The 17,060-nt window shown below is 43.3% G+C and carries 15 protein-coding genes and 1 other RNA gene; 4 read left to right on the top strand and 12 right to left on the bottom strand.

All coding sequences use genetic code 11. The features are described from left to right. Positions 1–5 precede the first annotated feature (5 nt). A complete protein-coding gene (locus ACQKFG_RS14680) occupies positions 6–482 on the top strand; it encodes a DUF1641 domain-containing protein (protein ID WP_192207054.1) in 477 nt (158 codons plus the stop codon). A 185-nt stretch (positions 483–667) separates the two neighbouring features. Here ACQKFG_RS14680 and ACQKFG_RS14685 read toward each other — a convergent pair whose 3' ends face one another. From ACQKFG_RS14685 to shc, 3 genes are all read right to left on the bottom strand, one after another. Continuing rightward, positions 668–1,570: a TIGR01777 family oxidoreductase gene (locus ACQKFG_RS14685; RefSeq protein ID WP_427560069.1), complete on the bottom strand. Its 903-nt coding sequence runs from the start codon at positions 1,568–1,570 to the stop codon at positions 668–670. Between the two features lie 33 nt (positions 1,571–1,603). Beyond that, on the bottom strand, positions 1,604–2,149 hold the full coding sequence (locus ACQKFG_RS14690; RefSeq protein ID WP_427560072.1) for an HXXEE domain-containing protein: 546 nt from the start codon (positions 2,147–2,149) through the stop codon (positions 1,604–1,606). Positions 2,150–2,249: 100 nt separating this feature from the next. Beyond that, positions 2,250–4,118, bottom strand: coding sequence for a squalene--hopene cyclase (gene shc, locus ACQKFG_RS14695; protein ID WP_427560075.1), 1,869 nt, complete (start codon positions 4,116–4,118; stop codon positions 2,250–2,252). A gap of 122 nt (positions 4,119–4,240) precedes the next feature. Between shc and ACQKFG_RS14700 the strand changes: the two genes are divergently transcribed. Continuing rightward, positions 4,241–5,371, top strand: coding sequence for a DUF2515 family protein (locus tag ACQKFG_RS14700; protein WP_427560078.1), 1,131 nt, complete (start codon positions 4,241–4,243; stop codon positions 5,369–5,371). Positions 5,372–5,793: 422 nt separating this feature from the next. On the opposite strand, the gene ssrA is transcribed toward ACQKFG_RS14700, so the two are convergent. The 5 genes from ssrA to secG all read right to left on the bottom strand — a co-directional run bounded on the left by ssrA (position 5,794) and on the right by secG (position 10,329). Beyond that, positions 5,794–6,155, bottom strand: a transfer-messenger RNA (tmRNA) gene (ssrA, locus tag ACQKFG_RS14705). Between the two features lie 123 nt (positions 6,156–6,278). Then, the gene (smpB, locus tag ACQKFG_RS14710; RefSeq protein WP_192207064.1) at positions 6,279–6,746 is read right to left on the bottom strand and encodes an SsrA-binding protein SmpB; all 468 of its coding nucleotides are present in this window, start codon (positions 6,744–6,746) and stop codon (positions 6,279–6,281) included. Between the two features lie 67 nt (positions 6,747–6,813). Next, positions 6,814–9,171, bottom strand: coding sequence for a ribonuclease R (gene rnr, locus ACQKFG_RS14715; protein ID WP_353872691.1), 2,358 nt, complete (start codon positions 9,169–9,171; stop codon positions 6,814–6,816). Between the two features lie 33 nt (positions 9,172–9,204). After that, entirely contained in the window at positions 9,205–9,951 is a 747-nt protein-coding gene (locus ACQKFG_RS14720; protein WP_192207068.1) for an alpha/beta hydrolase, read from the bottom strand. Between the two features lie 144 nt (positions 9,952–10,095). Further along, on the bottom strand, positions 10,096–10,329 hold the full coding sequence (gene secG / locus ACQKFG_RS14725) for a preprotein translocase subunit SecG (protein ID WP_057912046.1): 234 nt from the start codon (positions 10,327–10,329) through the stop codon (positions 10,096–10,098). 175 nt (positions 10,330–10,504) lie between these two features. Here secG and ACQKFG_RS14730 point away from each other — a divergent pair, with 175 nt between their 5' ends. Together ACQKFG_RS14730 and ACQKFG_RS14735 are read left to right on the top strand one after the other, a co-directional pair. Continuing rightward, a complete protein-coding gene (locus tag ACQKFG_RS14730) occupies positions 10,505–11,047 on the top strand; it encodes a hypothetical protein (protein WP_192207070.1) in 543 nt (180 codons plus the stop codon). 55 nt (positions 11,048–11,102) lie between these two features. Further along, on the top strand, positions 11,103–11,927 hold the full coding sequence (locus tag ACQKFG_RS14735) for a M15 family metallopeptidase (RefSeq protein ID WP_349728750.1): 825 nt from the start codon (positions 11,103–11,105) through the stop codon (positions 11,925–11,927). 217 nt (positions 11,928–12,144) lie between these two features. Here the strand turns inward: ACQKFG_RS14735 and eno are convergent, their stop codons facing one another. The 4 genes from eno to ACQKFG_RS14755 are packed head-to-tail and all read right to left on the bottom strand — an operon-like array spanning position 12,145 to position 17,003. Next, entirely contained in the window at positions 12,145–13,440 is a 1,296-nt protein-coding gene (eno, locus tag ACQKFG_RS14740; protein ID WP_063574712.1) for a phosphopyruvate hydratase, read from the bottom strand. A gap of 42 nt (positions 13,441–13,482) precedes the next feature. Continuing rightward, positions 13,483–15,018 carry a 2,3-bisphosphoglycerate-independent phosphoglycerate mutase gene (gpmI, locus tag ACQKFG_RS14745; RefSeq protein ID WP_192207074.1) on the bottom strand — a complete coding sequence of 512 codons (1,536 nt, stop codon included), beginning with the start codon at positions 15,016–15,018 and terminating at the stop codon, positions 13,483–13,485. Then, entirely contained in the window at positions 15,011–15,772 is a 762-nt protein-coding gene (gene tpiA, locus ACQKFG_RS14750; RefSeq protein WP_106027029.1) for a triose-phosphate isomerase, read from the bottom strand. Before tpiA ends, gpmI begins: the two co-directional genes overlap by 8 nt. Positions 15,773–15,818: 46 nt before the next feature. Beyond that, positions 15,819–17,003, bottom strand: a complete 1,185-nt coding sequence (locus ACQKFG_RS14755; RefSeq protein WP_369619663.1) for a phosphoglycerate kinase — start codon at positions 17,001–17,003, stop codon at positions 15,819–15,821. Positions 17,004–17,060 lie beyond the last annotated feature (57 nt).

Genomic DNA, 17,060 nt, shown 5'->3' on the forward strand with positions numbered 1-17,060 from the left:
AGATCATGGCAGCTCCTATTACGGAAATCCATAATCCCATTACTGAGGAAGAAATTAAGCTACAAAAACTCGAAGAACTGAAAACGCTGATCACCGATAATGAAGAGGCATTGAACAATATGTTTAAAATCGTCAATGAACTGAATGACTCGGGAGTATTCGAAGCCGCGACCTCCATGCTTCAAGGAAAAGAACAAATCGCTAAAATCGCTCTTCAACAAATCACAAGGCAGCCTGTCACAAACCTGATCAATACCCTAATGGGGGCAACCGGAGCCTTGATGAACGCCGATGCCGCACAATCCACGAAACTGCTTAACAGTGCACTTGCAGGAATCGATGAAGGAAACAAATTCCTTCAGGCAGATAAGAAGATCGGAGTTTTGGATTTAATGAAAACATTGAATGATCCAGACATAAACCGGGCGATCGGCTTTGGCGTACACTTCCTAAAGGGAATGGGCAAGGAATTAAAAGAATAGAATCGGAACAAAGACTCAAGAGAAGCTCATGCTTCTTTTGAGTCTTTGTTCTATACTGGATGAAATGCTAATCTTATTAGCTTATCAAGCTCCAGTAATAGATATTATTCTGGATGATTTAGATGAGGGCCCAAATCACTCATCAACCGTAATGTCATGACTAAAGCTCAATAATAAATGTATCTTTAACCTAGAATATCAGAAAGTGCACTTTGTACGTATGGAAATTGAAAGGAGTAATTGTGGTAAAGTGCTTTTTGAGGGAGTACCCGCTGCCCTTTTAATACCAACTGACTCATTTCACCAAGTACTACTTTTACTACAACCCCAGGAACATGAAGCCAATATGGGCGGTGAAGGACGTCTGCAATGGACTGTCCGAATGATGACATGCGTATTGGATGAGGCGAGGTCACATTCAAAGGTCCTTCTACTTCAGAATTAATTATGGCGAAGTACACCATCTCAACCGCATCTTGAATGTGCACCCAGGAAATCCATTGCATCCCACTGCCGATTGTCCCCCCAATACCTAATTTATACGGTAGCACCGTTCGCGGAAAGGCACCCTCTTGACCCAGAATGATGCCGAAACGCGCGAAGACCGTTCGAACGCCTAATTCTTCCGCCATTGCCCCTTCTTTCTCCCAACGCTTTACAACAATGGCCAAAAAATCGTTTGCATCACTTTTGGAGGACTCATTAAACGTTTTGAAGTCTGACATCCCGTAGTAACTTACACCTGAAGCGTTAACAAGAACTTTTGGCTTTGGGTGAAGATGTCTCAAAATTCGAATGACCTCTTTTGTGGCTGTAAGACGGCTATTCAAAATAACCTCTTTTTTACTTTGGATCCACCGTCCGCTATTAATTGATTCCCCGGCTAAATTGACCACCGCATCGACATCCTTAAGTTCGTTTTCAGGTTGATGATCTGCAGAAAGCCAATTGACATAATGAACGAATTCACTTGTTCTTTTATGATCAGGAAGACGCGTTAATATGGTTACTCGATGGCCTTTTTGAGTCAACAGGTGAGTCAGGGCTTGACCTACAAACCCGCTTCCTCCCGTTATAACAACATGCAATTTACTCACCTCCTGCAACTGCTTTCTTATAAATTAGTGAATAAAATAACGGCCTAAAAGATTGCCAACAAGAAAAATCGGGATCATGAGCAGGCTGACGGGGAGACTTGCAAAAAGTAATTGCCCGTCTATCAGGCCGTGTTCGAACAAACTGTCATAGGCAATAAGACAATAAGGGATGAGAAGGAATAGCGCCGTTATGATGCCAGGCGTGTAGCCTTTGAAACAGATGGACTGAACAATATGCATGATCGCTTGCAGAATAAATAAGTTGAGAATAGCTGTATATAAAAGAAAGCCCCCTCCGTTTAATGTGAGATGGGCAGTCACCACTGTAGTGAATGAAATAATCAACAAAATCCAAGTAGCCGAAACAGAAAGCTGGGCAGCGGTCGAACCTAGTTTTTCCCTCATATTTAATATTAGTTGGACGAAAGAAGATTTTTGAAACCTATTTTCACTTGCCTTCATGGAAGATTCAATGGTTATGATCTCTTCTAAGTCATGGAAAATAAAAATGATTGGGCACAACCAAATAATTGTATGAAGATCGAAAAATTGGCGGAAAGTTTCAAGCATCTTTTGCCTCCTGCTTGTTGTAGTTTTGTTCATTGAATGGGACAAACTTTAAAAAATGCAAAAAGTCACTTGAAAGCTATTTGAATCCACAAATCCCTGTTTAGCTCCCTTCAGCTAATTTTTGATAATGGGCCAAGGCCAATAACGGAAAAACGTATTCGTAACAATGATAATTGATATAAAAGGCTCCCGCCATTCCCCTTCCTTTCGGGTAGGCCTTTGCCCAATCTTTTTCTTTTCCATCTACTAAAAAAGCTGCGCCGCGTTTAATGTCAGGTGTGACTTCAGCCGCGGCTGAAATAAGTGTATCAAGGGCCCATGCTGTATGGGTGCGGGTACTTTCACCCAACGGCACATAACAATTTTCGATATCACTTTTACAGGATTCTCCCCACCCTCCGTCTTGATTTTGAATGGCTTTTAACCAGTTTACAGCCTTCTGAATGGCAGGATGTTTCGGGGAAATCCCAACCGTAACCATTCCCGTTACAGCCGCCCATGTGCCATATATATAGACGCCCCAGCGCCCTACCCAAGAACCATCCGACTCTTGATTCTTTAACAGCCAACTAATCCCGCGTTTCACCATAGGATGATGAAAATCCAAATGAGTATAGTTCCCGAAAAACTCTAATGTCCTTCCCGTTAAATCAACCGTCGACGGATCAGTCAACAAATCTTTTCCGCCCTCGATCGGTAACAGGTTCAATATTTTCTTATTTACATTCTTTTCGAAAGCTGCCCATCCACCGTCATTGTTTTGCATGGAAATGAGCCATTTGATTCCCCGATCCCATGCCTGTCGACAATCCACCCTTTCGATGGCTAACGTTCGAATCGCTCTTAGTGCTGCCGTTGTGTCGTCAATATCCGGATGGATTGTATTCATGTCCTCAAAGCCCCAGCCTCCCGGCAACAGGTCTGGTTCATGAATGACCCAATCCCCGTATTTGATATGTTGCCGGGAGAGGATATATCGGTTTGCCTTCTGGACGGTATTCGATGAATAAGGGACTCCGGATTCTTGCAGAGCATAACTGATTAACGTCGTGTTCCAGACCGTAGCCGTCGCATATTGGCAGTGGAGTTCTCCATCAATCCGGCAGGTCATCTCATTTAAGCCTTGCAAGGCACGGGTAATCACCGGATGTGTATTCGAATATCCCCTCGCCAATAAGGCAAAAATCATCATAGAAGTTGAACCGAAATAATTACATAAGGTGCCATCTGGTTCTATTCTATCCAGCATATATTGTTCGGCGCGATTTAAAGCTAACTCGCGAAGATTTCCGGGGTAGTCTTTCAGGCCTTTTATCCCTTTTTGAATCGAATCGAAAACCGAGCGGAATTCCGGATCTTCTGTAAAAAAACGATTTTCTTTTTTGAGATACAAATCAGAGAGATCAGGAGACCGCAGTGTTCTCCTGCTAAAACCCAAATTGGCCAGAATCAGTAACGGGATGATGTTCGTTCTGCCAAACATGGAGAAGTCAAAAAGATTAATTGGAAAGGAGTCCGGTATAAGCAGCACTTCAATCTTAATGGGGAAAGGCGGCCACTCGCACTGTCCGGTTAAAGCCAACAGGACTTTAAAAAGCATATGGACTTCTGTAGCCCCTCCGTTGGCAAGGATAAACCGCCTGGCTGCCTGGATATCCGGGTCATCCCGATCCCGGTAACCGGAGTAAAGAAGGGCATAATAAGCTTCCACAGTAGACGTAAGGTTCCCTTTTCCTTCATCATAAAACAAACCCCATGAACCATCTTTCTGCTGTTTCCCTGCAATACGTTCCACCAGTTCTTTTATGAACGCCTCATCATTTATCTCCAATGTCCGCAATAAGATAATCATGTGACAGTCTGTTCCGATGCCGGTCTCAAAAGGATATTGCCAGGACCCGTCATCTGATTGGTCCCTAATGAACTGATCGACGATTCGGTTCATTTCCTCATTTACCCGATGTCCCATGTTACCCCCCTCTTTCGAATACTCACGTTGTATTCATATTCCTCTGGCAATATGAATATGCATTTCTTTAATGGGAGAATCGAACGCAGTTAAAATGAAATGTTGATAAGGGATGATGATTTTTGTTTGATTCCTATTCGGATGTAAAGAAGGATTTGAAAAAAAAATTAAAAAGTAAATCTTCCGGCCTCCTGCCCTTTTTATCCGAAAACGATAAACAACGCATTCACTATATAAGAGAACAGACAAAACAACATAATCAAAACAATGTTACACGGACTCGCGCTTATTATAATTTTTATCTTGAGCATCCAGAAATCCATTGGGCCTTCCTTGGACATATGGTATCGAGGAACGTTGGCTGGAACATGACCGATTTAAAAGGGGATTTGCTGACAAAACTTCTGCCAGAAAGAGATCAGAAGGCGATTTATTCTTTTTTGGAACGCGGCAGCTGGTTGATTTTTCAGGATGTGTATCCCCAGTGTTTGATTTATGACCTAAGTGTGAAAGCCAACCAGGAAATGTTCCACCTTTTACACTTTTTTCACATTTCCACCTTTATGGAAACGATGTGGCGTTATTTTTGGAACAGCGGGGATTCCTACACTCTTGCGATTGCGACTGTAATAAATGAACAAAGTTATTTGGAAAAAAGAGTGATCCAAAATGATCATTTTAAAAAAACCGTAACCGGTACGGCCAGCTTCAAGTTGTATGATTTTTTGCGTTTCAATCACATTCTTTTTCCATACAGTGCAGAGGGAAATAGGCAACGAGCCTTACTTGCCGGCGCTACCTCGCGCCATTTCACTTCGCTTCACGAACGAATTTTATTCGGAAAAAGATTGTATGCCCTTCTTTTTCAGCGTACAAATATTTCAGCGGGCATTTTGAAATGGGCAAACGATCATCCCCATACGGGTTCACGAAAAGATTATTGGCCTGATTTATTTAATGATGTAAACGAATTTTTCCCCCGTTCCCTTTATAAACCTCGGGTCAAGAATTGTAAGTTGAGAAAAGGCGCCGCCGACCGGTTTTACAGTCCACTGTTAAAATACGCCTGGCCGAATACTTCTCATGAAGATGCGGAAAGCGGCGACTGGTTTGAGGATTGGCATGTTCTGGACTATATTCATAAGGAAGTCGATGTGAATGGGGATATATTCGGGAATTATTGCAAAACGCTTGAAATAATTGAGCTTGCGGTCATGGGAAAGGAAGCCCTTCTGTTAAGGGAAGAGGAATAACCATCAACGTGCGGTGATTTTGACGGCTGTTCTATATATTTGCATTGGTCGCTCCTTTCATTTTGACTTTTATTCCTCGAATTGTTGATTGTGTCATAACAGAAAGGGGAGAGTGTCAGGAAAGAACAATGATAAAACATACGGTACCATTTGTCTTGAAATCGTTGAAAAAGGAGACTATGTTTGCATAATCTCGGTTACTTCGATTTAAGTGATCGCTTCCGTTATACAGCAGTTCAAATTAAGATTCTTGTAGACTTAAGAGCCCCCGACAACTCCAATAGAAGTTGTCGGGGGCTCTGTGTAATATTGGACTAGATCTACATTTTTTAACTTATAAACAAATTTATAAAGCATAAAGATGTTATGATGACAATTTTATGCTTCAAGTCACACAAATAAAAAACCACCAATATATGTATTGGTGGAGACGGTGGGAGTCGAACCCACGTCCAGACATAACGGCACTTAAGCTTCTACGAGTGTAGTCGATATATTCGCATTTCGCGAACTCATTAGCCTATCGACAGGCGGCAGAGCAGCTAGTCTGATTGGTCTCTTCCTTCATCCTCAGACGGTGGATTCCGGCGTATCCCACTTAGAGTGAGTCCCTTACCCTACCACGTGGGCCATGGAGGGAGGAACAGCTATCGACTGTTATTAAGCAGCGAAAGCTAGGTTGTTGTTTTGTTTGCCAGTTATAGGCGTTGACGTTTTAACGAGGCCGATCCCCTCGACTCGCAACTTAAGCTCGAACTATCCCTGTCGAATCCGTAACGTCCCCATGATAGAAATGGAGCGTACGAGAGAAGAATAGTCAGCAAGTTGGCTGATATTCAATTGTCATCGGTACAGGATTAATTATAACAGATTGGTTCAAAAAATCAATTGTAAGGTCTTGGCAGTTCTACATCTTCTGCCGCTCACGGAAAGCACGTTCAATATCACGCTTCGCTTCCTTCTTCTTCAGGTCATCACGCTTGTCATATTGTTTCTTCCCTTTTCCGAGTCCGATTAAAACTTTGGCAAAGCCATTCTTTAAATACATTTTCAACGGGACGATGGTGTAACCTGTTTCCTTTGTTTCGCCAATCAGCTTATTGATTTCCTTTTTATGCAGAAGGAGTTTACGTGTCCGTAAAGGGTCATGGTTAAACTGGTTTCCCTGCTCATAAGGGCTGACATGCATATTATGAAGATAAATTTCACCATTTTCTATTTTAGCAAAGGCATCTTTCAAATTCACTCGGGCCGCACGGATTGCTTTGATTTCGGTCCCTTTCAAAACGATACCCGCTTCAAACGTTTGTTCAATAAAGAAATCATGATATGCTTTTTTATTTTGTGCTAGTTGTTTACCTGAGCCTTTTGGCATCTAACTCTCCCCTTTTAACATCCAATCGCGGCGAGAGGAAGAAATGATCATCCCCACGCCTCAATCTTTATCTCTTTTTTGGTTTTCTCTTGCGTTTGGCAGCTGGCGCATTTTCAAAGAATTTTTTCTTGTTTTTCGATTTTCTTCCAGAGGAAGTCGAATCTCCATTACGGCCGCCGCCTTTTCCTTCCTTACGTCCCCCATTGCCGCCTCGGCCGCGTTTGCGTTCACCTGAATTGGCTTTGAATATTTTCTTCTCGCCAGATGGACGCGGACGGCTTACCTTCATGCCGATGATTTCAAAATCGATGGCGCGTTCCTCTTTATTGACATTGGAAACACGTACGTCGATCTCATCGCCAATCCGGAACACATTACCGGTACGTTCCCCGATCATTGCAAGCTGGCGCTCATCGAAGCGGTAATAATCATCCGTCATGAAGCTGACATGGACAAGTCCTTCAATGGTGTTCGGCAACTCGACGAACATCCCGAAATTCGTAACCGAACCAATGATCCCGGTATATTCTTCGCCGATCTTATCCAGCATATATTCCGCTTTCTTCAGATCATCCGTTTCCCGTTCAGCATCTACTGAGCGACGTTCACGTTTCGATGTGTGATCGGCAATCTCAGGTAATTCAGCATTCCATTTCTCCTTCGTGGCTTCATCCATTTTACCTTCCACCAAGTAGGTCCTGATCAACCTGTGCACGATCAAATCCGGGTAACGGCGAATCGGCGATGTGAAATGTGTATAAAACTCAGCTGATAAACCAAAGTGACCTAAGCTCTCCGGATCATATTTCGCCTGTTGCATGGAACGAAGCATGACGGTTGAAATGACCGTTTCTTCCGGTTTACCGGCAACTGCCTCAATGATTTCCTGTAACGCCTTAGGATGGACGTCATTGGCCGATCCCCGTACAATATATCCGAAATTCGTAATGAATTCGAAGAAACGCTGCAGTTTTTCCGGCTTTGGATCTTCATGAATACGGTATATGAACGGAACGTCAAGACGGTGGAAATGCTCTGCAACGGTTTCATTTGCCGCAAGCATGAACTCTTCAATCAGCTTTTCCGCAACCGACCTTTCACGTAAAACCACATCAGTCGGATGGCCCTCTTCATCAACGATGACTCTCGCTTCATTGAAATCAAAGTCGATCGCACCGCGGTTCATCCGGTTTTTACGAAGGATGGCCGCTAACTTCTCCATGTCCTGGAACATTGGCACCAACGCTTCATATCGTTCGAGCTGTTCTTCATCTTTATCCACAAGGATTTTGTTCACATTGCCATATGTCATACGTTCCGTCGTCTTAATGACACTTTCAAAAATGTCATGATTGACGACTTTGCCATCTGGCGTGATTTCCATTTCACAAGAGAGTGTAAAACGATCGACTTGTGGATTCAAGGAGCAAATGCCATTCGATAAACGATGCGGGATCATCGGAATGACCCTGTCCACCAAATAAACGCTCGTCCCTCTTTCCAAAGCTTCCTTATCGATTGGAGATCCTTCCTTCACATAATGGCTGACATCAGCAATGTGAACACCCAGCTTGTAATTGCCATTTTCAAGTTTAGAAACAGTAACAGCGTCATCCAGGTCCTTTGCATCCGCTCCATCAATCGTGACCAAAACATCATTGCGCAAATCCCTGCGGTTGCCTATTTCACTTTCTTGAATGGTATCCGAAACGGCATTGGCTTGCTCCATTACGTCTTCCGGGAACTCCATCGGCAAACCATATTTATGGATGACGGAAAGAATATCCACGCCAGGGTCATTTTTATGCCCCAGAATCTCAATGACTTCGCCTTCGGCACTTATGCGTCCTTCAGGATAGGAAGTAAGTTTGACGACAACCTTATGACCCTCTACCGCTCCATGGGAAGCGTGCTGTGGGATGAAGATATCGTTTGCGATCTTTTTATCATCAGGGATGACGAAACCAAAACTTTTACTTTCGGAGTATGTACCGACCACTTGTGTAATTCCGCGTTCAAGTATTCTGATGACCGTGCCTTCTTGCCTTGAGCCGGATGTTTCCGAAGATACTCGTACCATTACGACATCTCCATGCATCGCTGTGCCCGTTTCATTTGGCGGAATGAAAATATCATCCATTCCTGGGTTATCCTCAGGTGTCACAAAGGCGAATCCCTTTGCATGCCCCGTTAATTTACCGCGGAACAAATTCATTTTTTGCGGCAGGCCGTAACGATTGCTTCTTGTTCTGACCACCAATCCCTTTTCTTCCATTTTTACTAAAGCCTTAACGAAATTCTTGAAATCTGCCGAGTCTTCGATTTTCAAAGCCTCTTCCAGCTCTTGTACCGTTAACGGCTTATACGCTTCATCCGTCATGTATGTCAGAAGCTTATTAATATGTTCTTGAATGTTATCTTCCATGAAAACCCTCCTATTCAGGGTATAATAAATTTGTTATTCGGACCAATCCAGACTTTCTAAAAATTCCAATACATCTTCATGCAACTGGTCTTTTTCTTTATCAAGAGTTATGACATGGCCGGATTCTTCATACCACTTGATTCGTTTGACCGGTGATTCAATGGAATCAATAATAATATCGGCACTTTTCGGATTGATAACATCATCATGCCGGCCTTGCACGACAAATGTCGGAGCGTAAATAAGGTCGACGTGCTCTCTTACATCCGTTATCAATTCCTGAAGGGCCTTCAATGTACTCATCGGTTTATCGGCAAGGAGGTCCATTTCAAGCTCTATTTGCTCTTGAGTTTTTCCTTCGTACTTCTTAAATTCTCTGGCGTACTCCAATACTCCTTTAAACATCATTTCTTCACTTTTAATATGCATAGGCGCACACATCGATACGATACCCTTTATAGGTACAGTGTAACCTAATTTAAGAGAAAATACGCCTCCTAATGAGAGTCCGGCAACAGCAATTTCTTCATGGCCTTTGCTTTTCAGAAAATCATAGGCCATCATGACATCTTTCCACCAATCCTCCGGGCCCGTTTTCACCAGCTCCTCTGGCGGGACGCCATGTCCTTTATAGTGCGGGGCATGGCAGGTGTACCCCTGTTTCTCCAAGTAACGGCCCAGCATCCGTACATCCGCCGAATTCCCCGTAAATCCATGTAATAGTAAGACAGCCCTTTTTCCGGCTTCAAAAGTAAAGGGCTGCTGCAGCTTGATTTTCATGACTTCAAACTCCTTTATCAGTAAATAGATAGAATGAAAAATATCCCTATCCTATAATTAAGTACTAAAATCACTATATCTATTCATGCAACTATTGTGCAAAGAAAAAAGTCTAGCTAATTAGCTAGACTCATTTTTGATCCATTACACATCAAAGAAAGCAACAAGTAAAGTTAAAGCAAAAAATAAAATCGCCAATACTATCGTTGCACGATGTAAAATCAGGTCCAAACCGCGTGCCTTTTGCTTTCCGAATAGCTGCTCGGCACCGCCGGCAATCGCACCAGATAAACCTGCACTCTTACCTGATTGAAGCAATACCGTCACAATGAGGGCGATACTGACAATCACTAAAAGCGTTATGAGAAATGCATGCATGCAATTACACCTCCTGAAGAACCAATAAACAATTACTTTAACTTTACCACACCCAATAAATATCCACAATCTTTGTTATACTATGATGGTAAGAATTCCTAAAACCCATAGTCATTTATTTCTTTTTGAAACAAAGTTTGAGATAATTTGCATAAATAGAGAAAGAGGTGTCAACATGTTTAAGTCCATACTTCGGATTCTTGATCTCCTGACCATCCTATTCTCGGCGGTTGCCGGCTATTCTTTATGGACAGGCGGAAGCAATCTTATCAGTGTCCTATTAATCATCCTATCACCGCTTTTATTGCTGCTGGCAAAGTATCACGGAAATCGATACTTATTATTTGCTGCATATATCACGACAACCGTTTATTTTACTGCTATTATTTATAATGGACTTTCCAATAGCAGTATCGACTTTTTCCAATCAAGCTTCCATGTCCTCCTGATCGGGGCAGCAGCCGTCTTGCTGAGCATCATAGCAGCGGTCATCGGGTTTGGGACCAATACCCTTACGATCCTTTGGTTATCGCTGCACGGCCTTGTCACATTCGAGACAATCAGGATGTCATCTGGTTTCCTTTCGCACTTTTGGTCTGATCCAGTCGTGCAAACCGCAATCCGTAATGATTATCCTTTTTTGTTGATGGTGGTCTGGATTGGCTTATTTCTTGATAAATATCAAAGTGAATTAACAAGGGATTACTTATCACGATAATCTTTCAAAACTATTTTTATTGGAAATCTTATATTAAAAGCAAGGGGCCTTTCATATGTTAAAACCTATATTTGCAGCAACTGCTCTATCATCTTTCATTCTGATGGCTGGCTGTTCATCCGACCTGACCAGCGATGATAAAAAAGAGCCAAAAGAAGAACAACCGAGCTCCCAGGATAAGGAGACAGAAACTGATAAGAATCATGATTCAAATGAATCGGCCCAACGTCAGGTGGAAGTTGATGAAACGGTTAAACCCGCACAGGCTGGCCTTCAGACATTAGCCAACCCGGAAAGCATACCTGTACTTGTCAATAAACAATACAGCCTGCCGGAAGATTACAAACCCGATGACCTTATCTACCCAAAAGTGGATTTCATCTTTCAAGATAAAATTGAAAAAAGAATGATGCGCGAAGAAGCGGGAAAGGCTCTTGAAAAAATGTTCCAGGCTGCCGAAAAAGAAAACATGCACTTTGCTGGTGTTTCCGCGTACCGTTCACATCAAACACAAATCACGGTCTTTAATAACTATGTGGCTAAGGACGGGGAAGAAAAAGCGAAAACCTACAGTGCAATGCCTGGGACAAGCGAGCATGAAACGGGTCTCGCGATTGATGTTACGACCCACGACGGTGCATGTGCTGCCCAAGACTGCTTCGGTGACACGAATGAAGCGACCTGGCTTGCCGAGCATGCCCATGAATATGGATTTATCATCCGCTATCCGGAAGGCAAGGAAAACATCACAGGGTATAAATACGAACCATGGCACATCCGCTATGTAGGTGTCGATGCCGCCACTGAAATTTTCCAAACGAAGAGCACATTGGAAGAATACTATAATGCCGTACCAGTGGAAGCTGTATCGAATAAATAAAAAAAAGGTGCCCGGATGCGGCACCTTTTTTTTATTAATCAAACGTTTGATTAACTCCTTTTATCAGCCCTGAACCAAGCCGGAATCAGTGACTGGACGGCTAACGTTATAGGCAAAAAAACCTCCCATTCAATGTGCATTCTAACATTGAATGGGAGGTGAAAAGAAATCACTATGCAGGACCCATCTTCTTGTCAGAAGCGGAATCCCAAAATAATTACTTCTTCAAGTTATAGAAAGATTTCAACCCGCCATATACAGCCAAGTCACCAAGCTGGTCTTCGATGCGAAGTAGTTGGTTGTATTTAGCGATACGGTCTGTACGGGACATGGAACCCGTTTTGATTTGGCCAGCGTTTGTTGCAACGGCGATGTCAGCGATCGTTGCATCTTCCGTTTCACCGGAACGGTGGGAAACGACTGCAGTGTAGCCTGCGCGTTTAGCCATTTCGATTGCATCAAACGTTTCAGTCAGTGTACCAATTTGATTTACTTTGATCAGGATGGAGTTACCGATGCCTTTTTCGATGCCTTCAGCCAATTTTTTCGTGTTCGTTACGAAAAGATCGTCACCCACTAATTGAACTTTAGAACCAATGCGCTCCGTTAAAAGCTTATGGCCATCCCAGTCATTTTCATCCAAGCCGTCTTCGATGGAAAGAATAGGGAACTCATTCACTAGCTCTTCATAGAAAGCAACCATTTCTTCGGATGTAACGCCATTGCGGCCTTCGCCTGCAAGATCATATTTGCCTGTTTCTTTGTTATAGAATTCAGATGAAGCTACGTCCATGCCAAGGTAGATATCTTCGCCTGCTTTGTAGCCAGCTTTTTCGATCGCTTCGATGATGACTTGCAACGCTTCACGGTTTGAACCAAGGTTTGGCGCAAAGCCGCCCTCATCGCCGACTGCCGTATTCAAGCCTTTGGCAGAAAGGACAGATTTCAACGCATGGAATACTTCAGCACCCATACGAACCGCTTCTTTGAAGCTAGGAGCGCCTACAGGAAGGATCATGAATTCCTGGAAGTCAACGTTGTTATCGGCATGTGATCCTCCGTTAATGATGTTCATCATTGGAGTTGGAAGTTGTTTCGCATTGAACCCACCAAGGTAACGGTACAATGGTAAACCTGAAAATTCCGCAGCTGCATGGGCAGCAGCCATTGACACGCCAAGGATTGCATTAGCTCCCAGGTTTCCTTTGTTTTCAGTGCCATCCAATTCAATCATAGTAAGGTCAAGGCCTGCTTGGTTCGTTACATCCAAACCGATGACAGCTTCAGCAATGATATCATTCACATTATCGACTGCTTTTTGTACCCCTTTACCCAGGTAACGAGATTTATCTCCGTCACGAAGCTCAACCGCTTCATGTTCCCCTGTTGAAGCACCTGATGGTACGATCGCACGTCCGAAGTATCCGGACTCTGTTTGGATTTCTACTTCTATTGTTGGGTTACCACGGGAATCTAGCACTTCGCGTGCATATACATGTTCAATGTACGGCATTATAAATCTCTCCTTTTCCTATTCACAATTTTATTTAGATAATTATTTAGATAATAGGGATTTCCCTGTCATTTCAACAGGTTTTTCGACTCCAAGCAAATCAAGCATCGTTGGAGCTAAATCGCCTAAGATACCACCTGTTCTTAATGTTACCTGATTTTTTGTGATAATGACAGGCACGGGATTCGTAGTATGGGCTGTCATGGGGTCGCCTTCAAGCGTTACGACTTCATCTGCATTCCCATGGTCAGCGGTAATGATTGCTGTACCGCCTTTTGAGACGATTAAATCGACAATCCTGCCTAGACATTCATCCACTGTTTCAATCGCTTTAATGGTAGGCTCAAGCATTCCTGAATGACCAACCATGTCCGGGTTGGCAAAATTCAAGAGAATGGCATCAAAACGGTCAGCCTCAATCTGTTCCACCAATGCATCCGTCACTTCATAAGCACTCATTTCCGGTTTTAAATCATATGTAGCGACTTTCGGAGAATTTATTAAAATCCTCTCTTCACCAGGAAACTTCTCTTCACGTCCGCCGCTCATGAAAAACGTCACATGCGGATATTTTTCAGTTTCAGCGATACGAAGCTGGGTAAGCTGGTTTTGGGAAAGTACTTCCCCTAATGTATTATCAAGATTTGTCGGATTAAATGCAACATATCCGTCAACTGTTTCTGAAAAATGTGTCAAACAGACAAAATGGAGATGCTTCGGATGTCCAGGACCGCGGTCAAATGAGCGAAAATCCTCATTCGTGAACGTATTGGAAATCTGGATCGCCCGATCTGGACGGAAGTTATAAAAGATTACGGCATCATCATTTTTAATCGTTGCCACCGGTTTACCGTCTTCCGCCGTTATGACCGAAGGTATCACGAACTCGTCAAAAATGCCGTGTTCGTAGGAATCCTCAACACATTCCATCGCAGAAGAGTAAGCAGGGCCATCACCATACACCATCGAACGGTAGGATTTTTCCACACGTTCCCAGCGCTTATCACGGTCCATCGAATAATATCTTCCGGATATGGTCGCAAACTGACCAACACCGATTTCCTTCATTTTCGCTTCCGCTTCCTTAATATAACCCTGCGCCGTTTTCGGTCCCACATCACGGCCATCTAAAAATGCATGTACATATACATTTTTAACTCCTTCTTTTGCGGCCAATTTCAGGAGGGCATACATATGATCAATATGACTGTGCACGCCGCCATCTGAAAGAAGACCGAAAAGATGAAGGTCCGTGCCTTTTTCCTTAGTATAGCTCATGGCATCGACCAAAGTTGGATTTTGTGCAAACTCGCCTTCACGGATGGCCAGGTTCACACGTGTCAGACTTTGATAAACGATCCGTCCTGCCCCGATATTCAAATGCCCCACTTCCGAGTTCCCCATTTGACCGGCAGGCAAGCCGACCGCTTCCCCGCTTGCCGTTAAATGGGAATGCGGATACTGTTCCCAATAACGGTCAAAGTTCGGTTTTTTCGCATGATAAACAGCATTTCCCTTTTCTTCGTTACGGCAGCCAAAACCGTCTAAGATAATAAGTGCCACAGGCGACTTACTCATAGTGACCAGCCTCCAGCAATTGTAAAAATGAATCGGATTTCAAACTTGCACCGCCAACCAATGCACCATCTATATCAGGTTGTGCCATGTACTCTTTAATATTCTCAGGTTTTACACTGCCACCGTACTGAATGCGGATGGCTGCAGCTGCTTCATTTGAAAATTTGTCGGCAACAACTGAACGGATATGTGCACAAACTTCATTTGCATCTTGAGCAGATGACGATTTTCCTGTTCCAATCGCCCAAATCGGCTCATAAGCAATAACGGCTTGTTTCAATTGATCGTCAGATAATCCTGCCAAGCCTTTTTCAATTTGGCTGCCTACGAAATCATTCGTTTCGCCAGCTTCCCTTTGCTCAAGTGTTTCACCGCAGCATACGATCGGTGTCAACTTGTGGGCAAAAGCGGCATGAGCTTTTTTATTAACGGCTTCATCCGTTTCGTTGAACATTTCCCGGCGCTCGGAATGACCAAGTATGACGTAGGATACACCAAGATCAGCCAATGCGATTGGGCTGATTTCTCCTGTGAAAGCACCGCTTTCTTCAAAGTGCATGTTCTGCGCCCCAATTTTCACATCGGTTCCTTTTGCTGCTTGAACCAGCTGATCCAAAAATAAAGCTGGAGCACATACAACCGTATCGATTACATCTTGCTTCGGAATCAAATTGCTCACTTCTTCTAAAAAGGCAGTCGCTTCAGATAGTGTTTTATTCATTTTCCAGTTTCCTGCAATAATCGGTTTACGCATTTGGTTCCTCATCCCTTCTAAAGTTGAAATATGTAACGGATTGATCTTATTTATCGTTCAAGGCCACAACGCCAGGCAACTCTTTGCCTTCCATGAACTCAAGAGATGCACCGCCTCCAGTTGAAATATGGGACATCTTTTCTGCCAAGCCAAACTTTTCTGCAGCTGCGGCTGAATCCCCTCCGCCTACAATGCTGTACGTATCTTTCGCTTCCGCCAATGCTTCAGCAACCGTTCTCGTTCCATTCGCAAATTTATCGAACTCGAATACACCCATTGGCCCATTCCAAATGACAAGCTTAGAACTTTTGATCACATCCGCAAATAAATCACTTGTTTTTGGACCGATATCAAGAGCCATTTTATCATTTGGAATAGCATCGATATCGACATTCTCTGCCTCTGCATCAGGTGAAAATTCAGCCGTTACGACTGCATCGATAGGCAAATGAAGTTTTACGCCTTTTTCTTTTGCACTTTCGATGAAAGATTTGGCCAATTCTATTTTGTCTTCTTCCAATAAAGAATTACCGATTTCATGACCTTGCGCTTTAATGAATGTATAACCCAGACCACCACCAATGATCAAGTGATCGACTTTTTCCAAAAGGTTTTCGATAACGCCTATCTTATCCTTTACTTTTGCTCCGCCAATTATAGCTGTAAAAGGACGTTCCGGGTTCGATAGGGCTTTTCCTAGTACAGAAAGCTCTTTTTCCATCAGCAATCCGGCAACAGATGGGAGATGGTGCGCTATTCCTTCAGTTGAAGCATGTGCACGATGCGCAGCTCCGAATGCATCGTTAACATAAACATCGGCCAGTGCAGCAAATGACTTCGCCAATTCTTGATCGTTCTTCTCTTCTCCTGGATAGAAACGAACGTTTTCCAACAACAGGATCTCGCCATTTTGCATGTTAGCAATGATTGATTGCACGTTCTCTCCATATGCTTCTTCTGCCTTTTGCACGTCTTTGCCACTAAGTTCGCTTAGTCTTTTTGCAACAGGTGCCAGACGCAATTCTTCAACGACTTGTCCTTTAGGACGGCCAAGGTGGCTGGCTAGAATGACTTTAGCCCCCTGTTCCGTCAGATAGGAAATCGTCGGCAGTGCTGCTTTGATTCTAGTATCGTCCGAAATCTCCCCGTCCTGCATCGGAACATTGAAATCAACACGGCAAAATACGCGTTTCCCCTTTAATTCAATATCTTTAATCGACTTTTTATTCATAATCCAAGAACCTCCTTAGATATTGTTAACATATTTTTGATTCTTTTAGTCAAAAAG

Origin of the sequence: Peribacillus sp. NPDC076916 (genome assembly GCF_050269675.1) — a bacterium.
Taxonomy (GTDB): Bacteria; Bacillota; Bacilli; order Bacillales; family DSM-1321; genus Peribacillus; species Peribacillus aracenensis.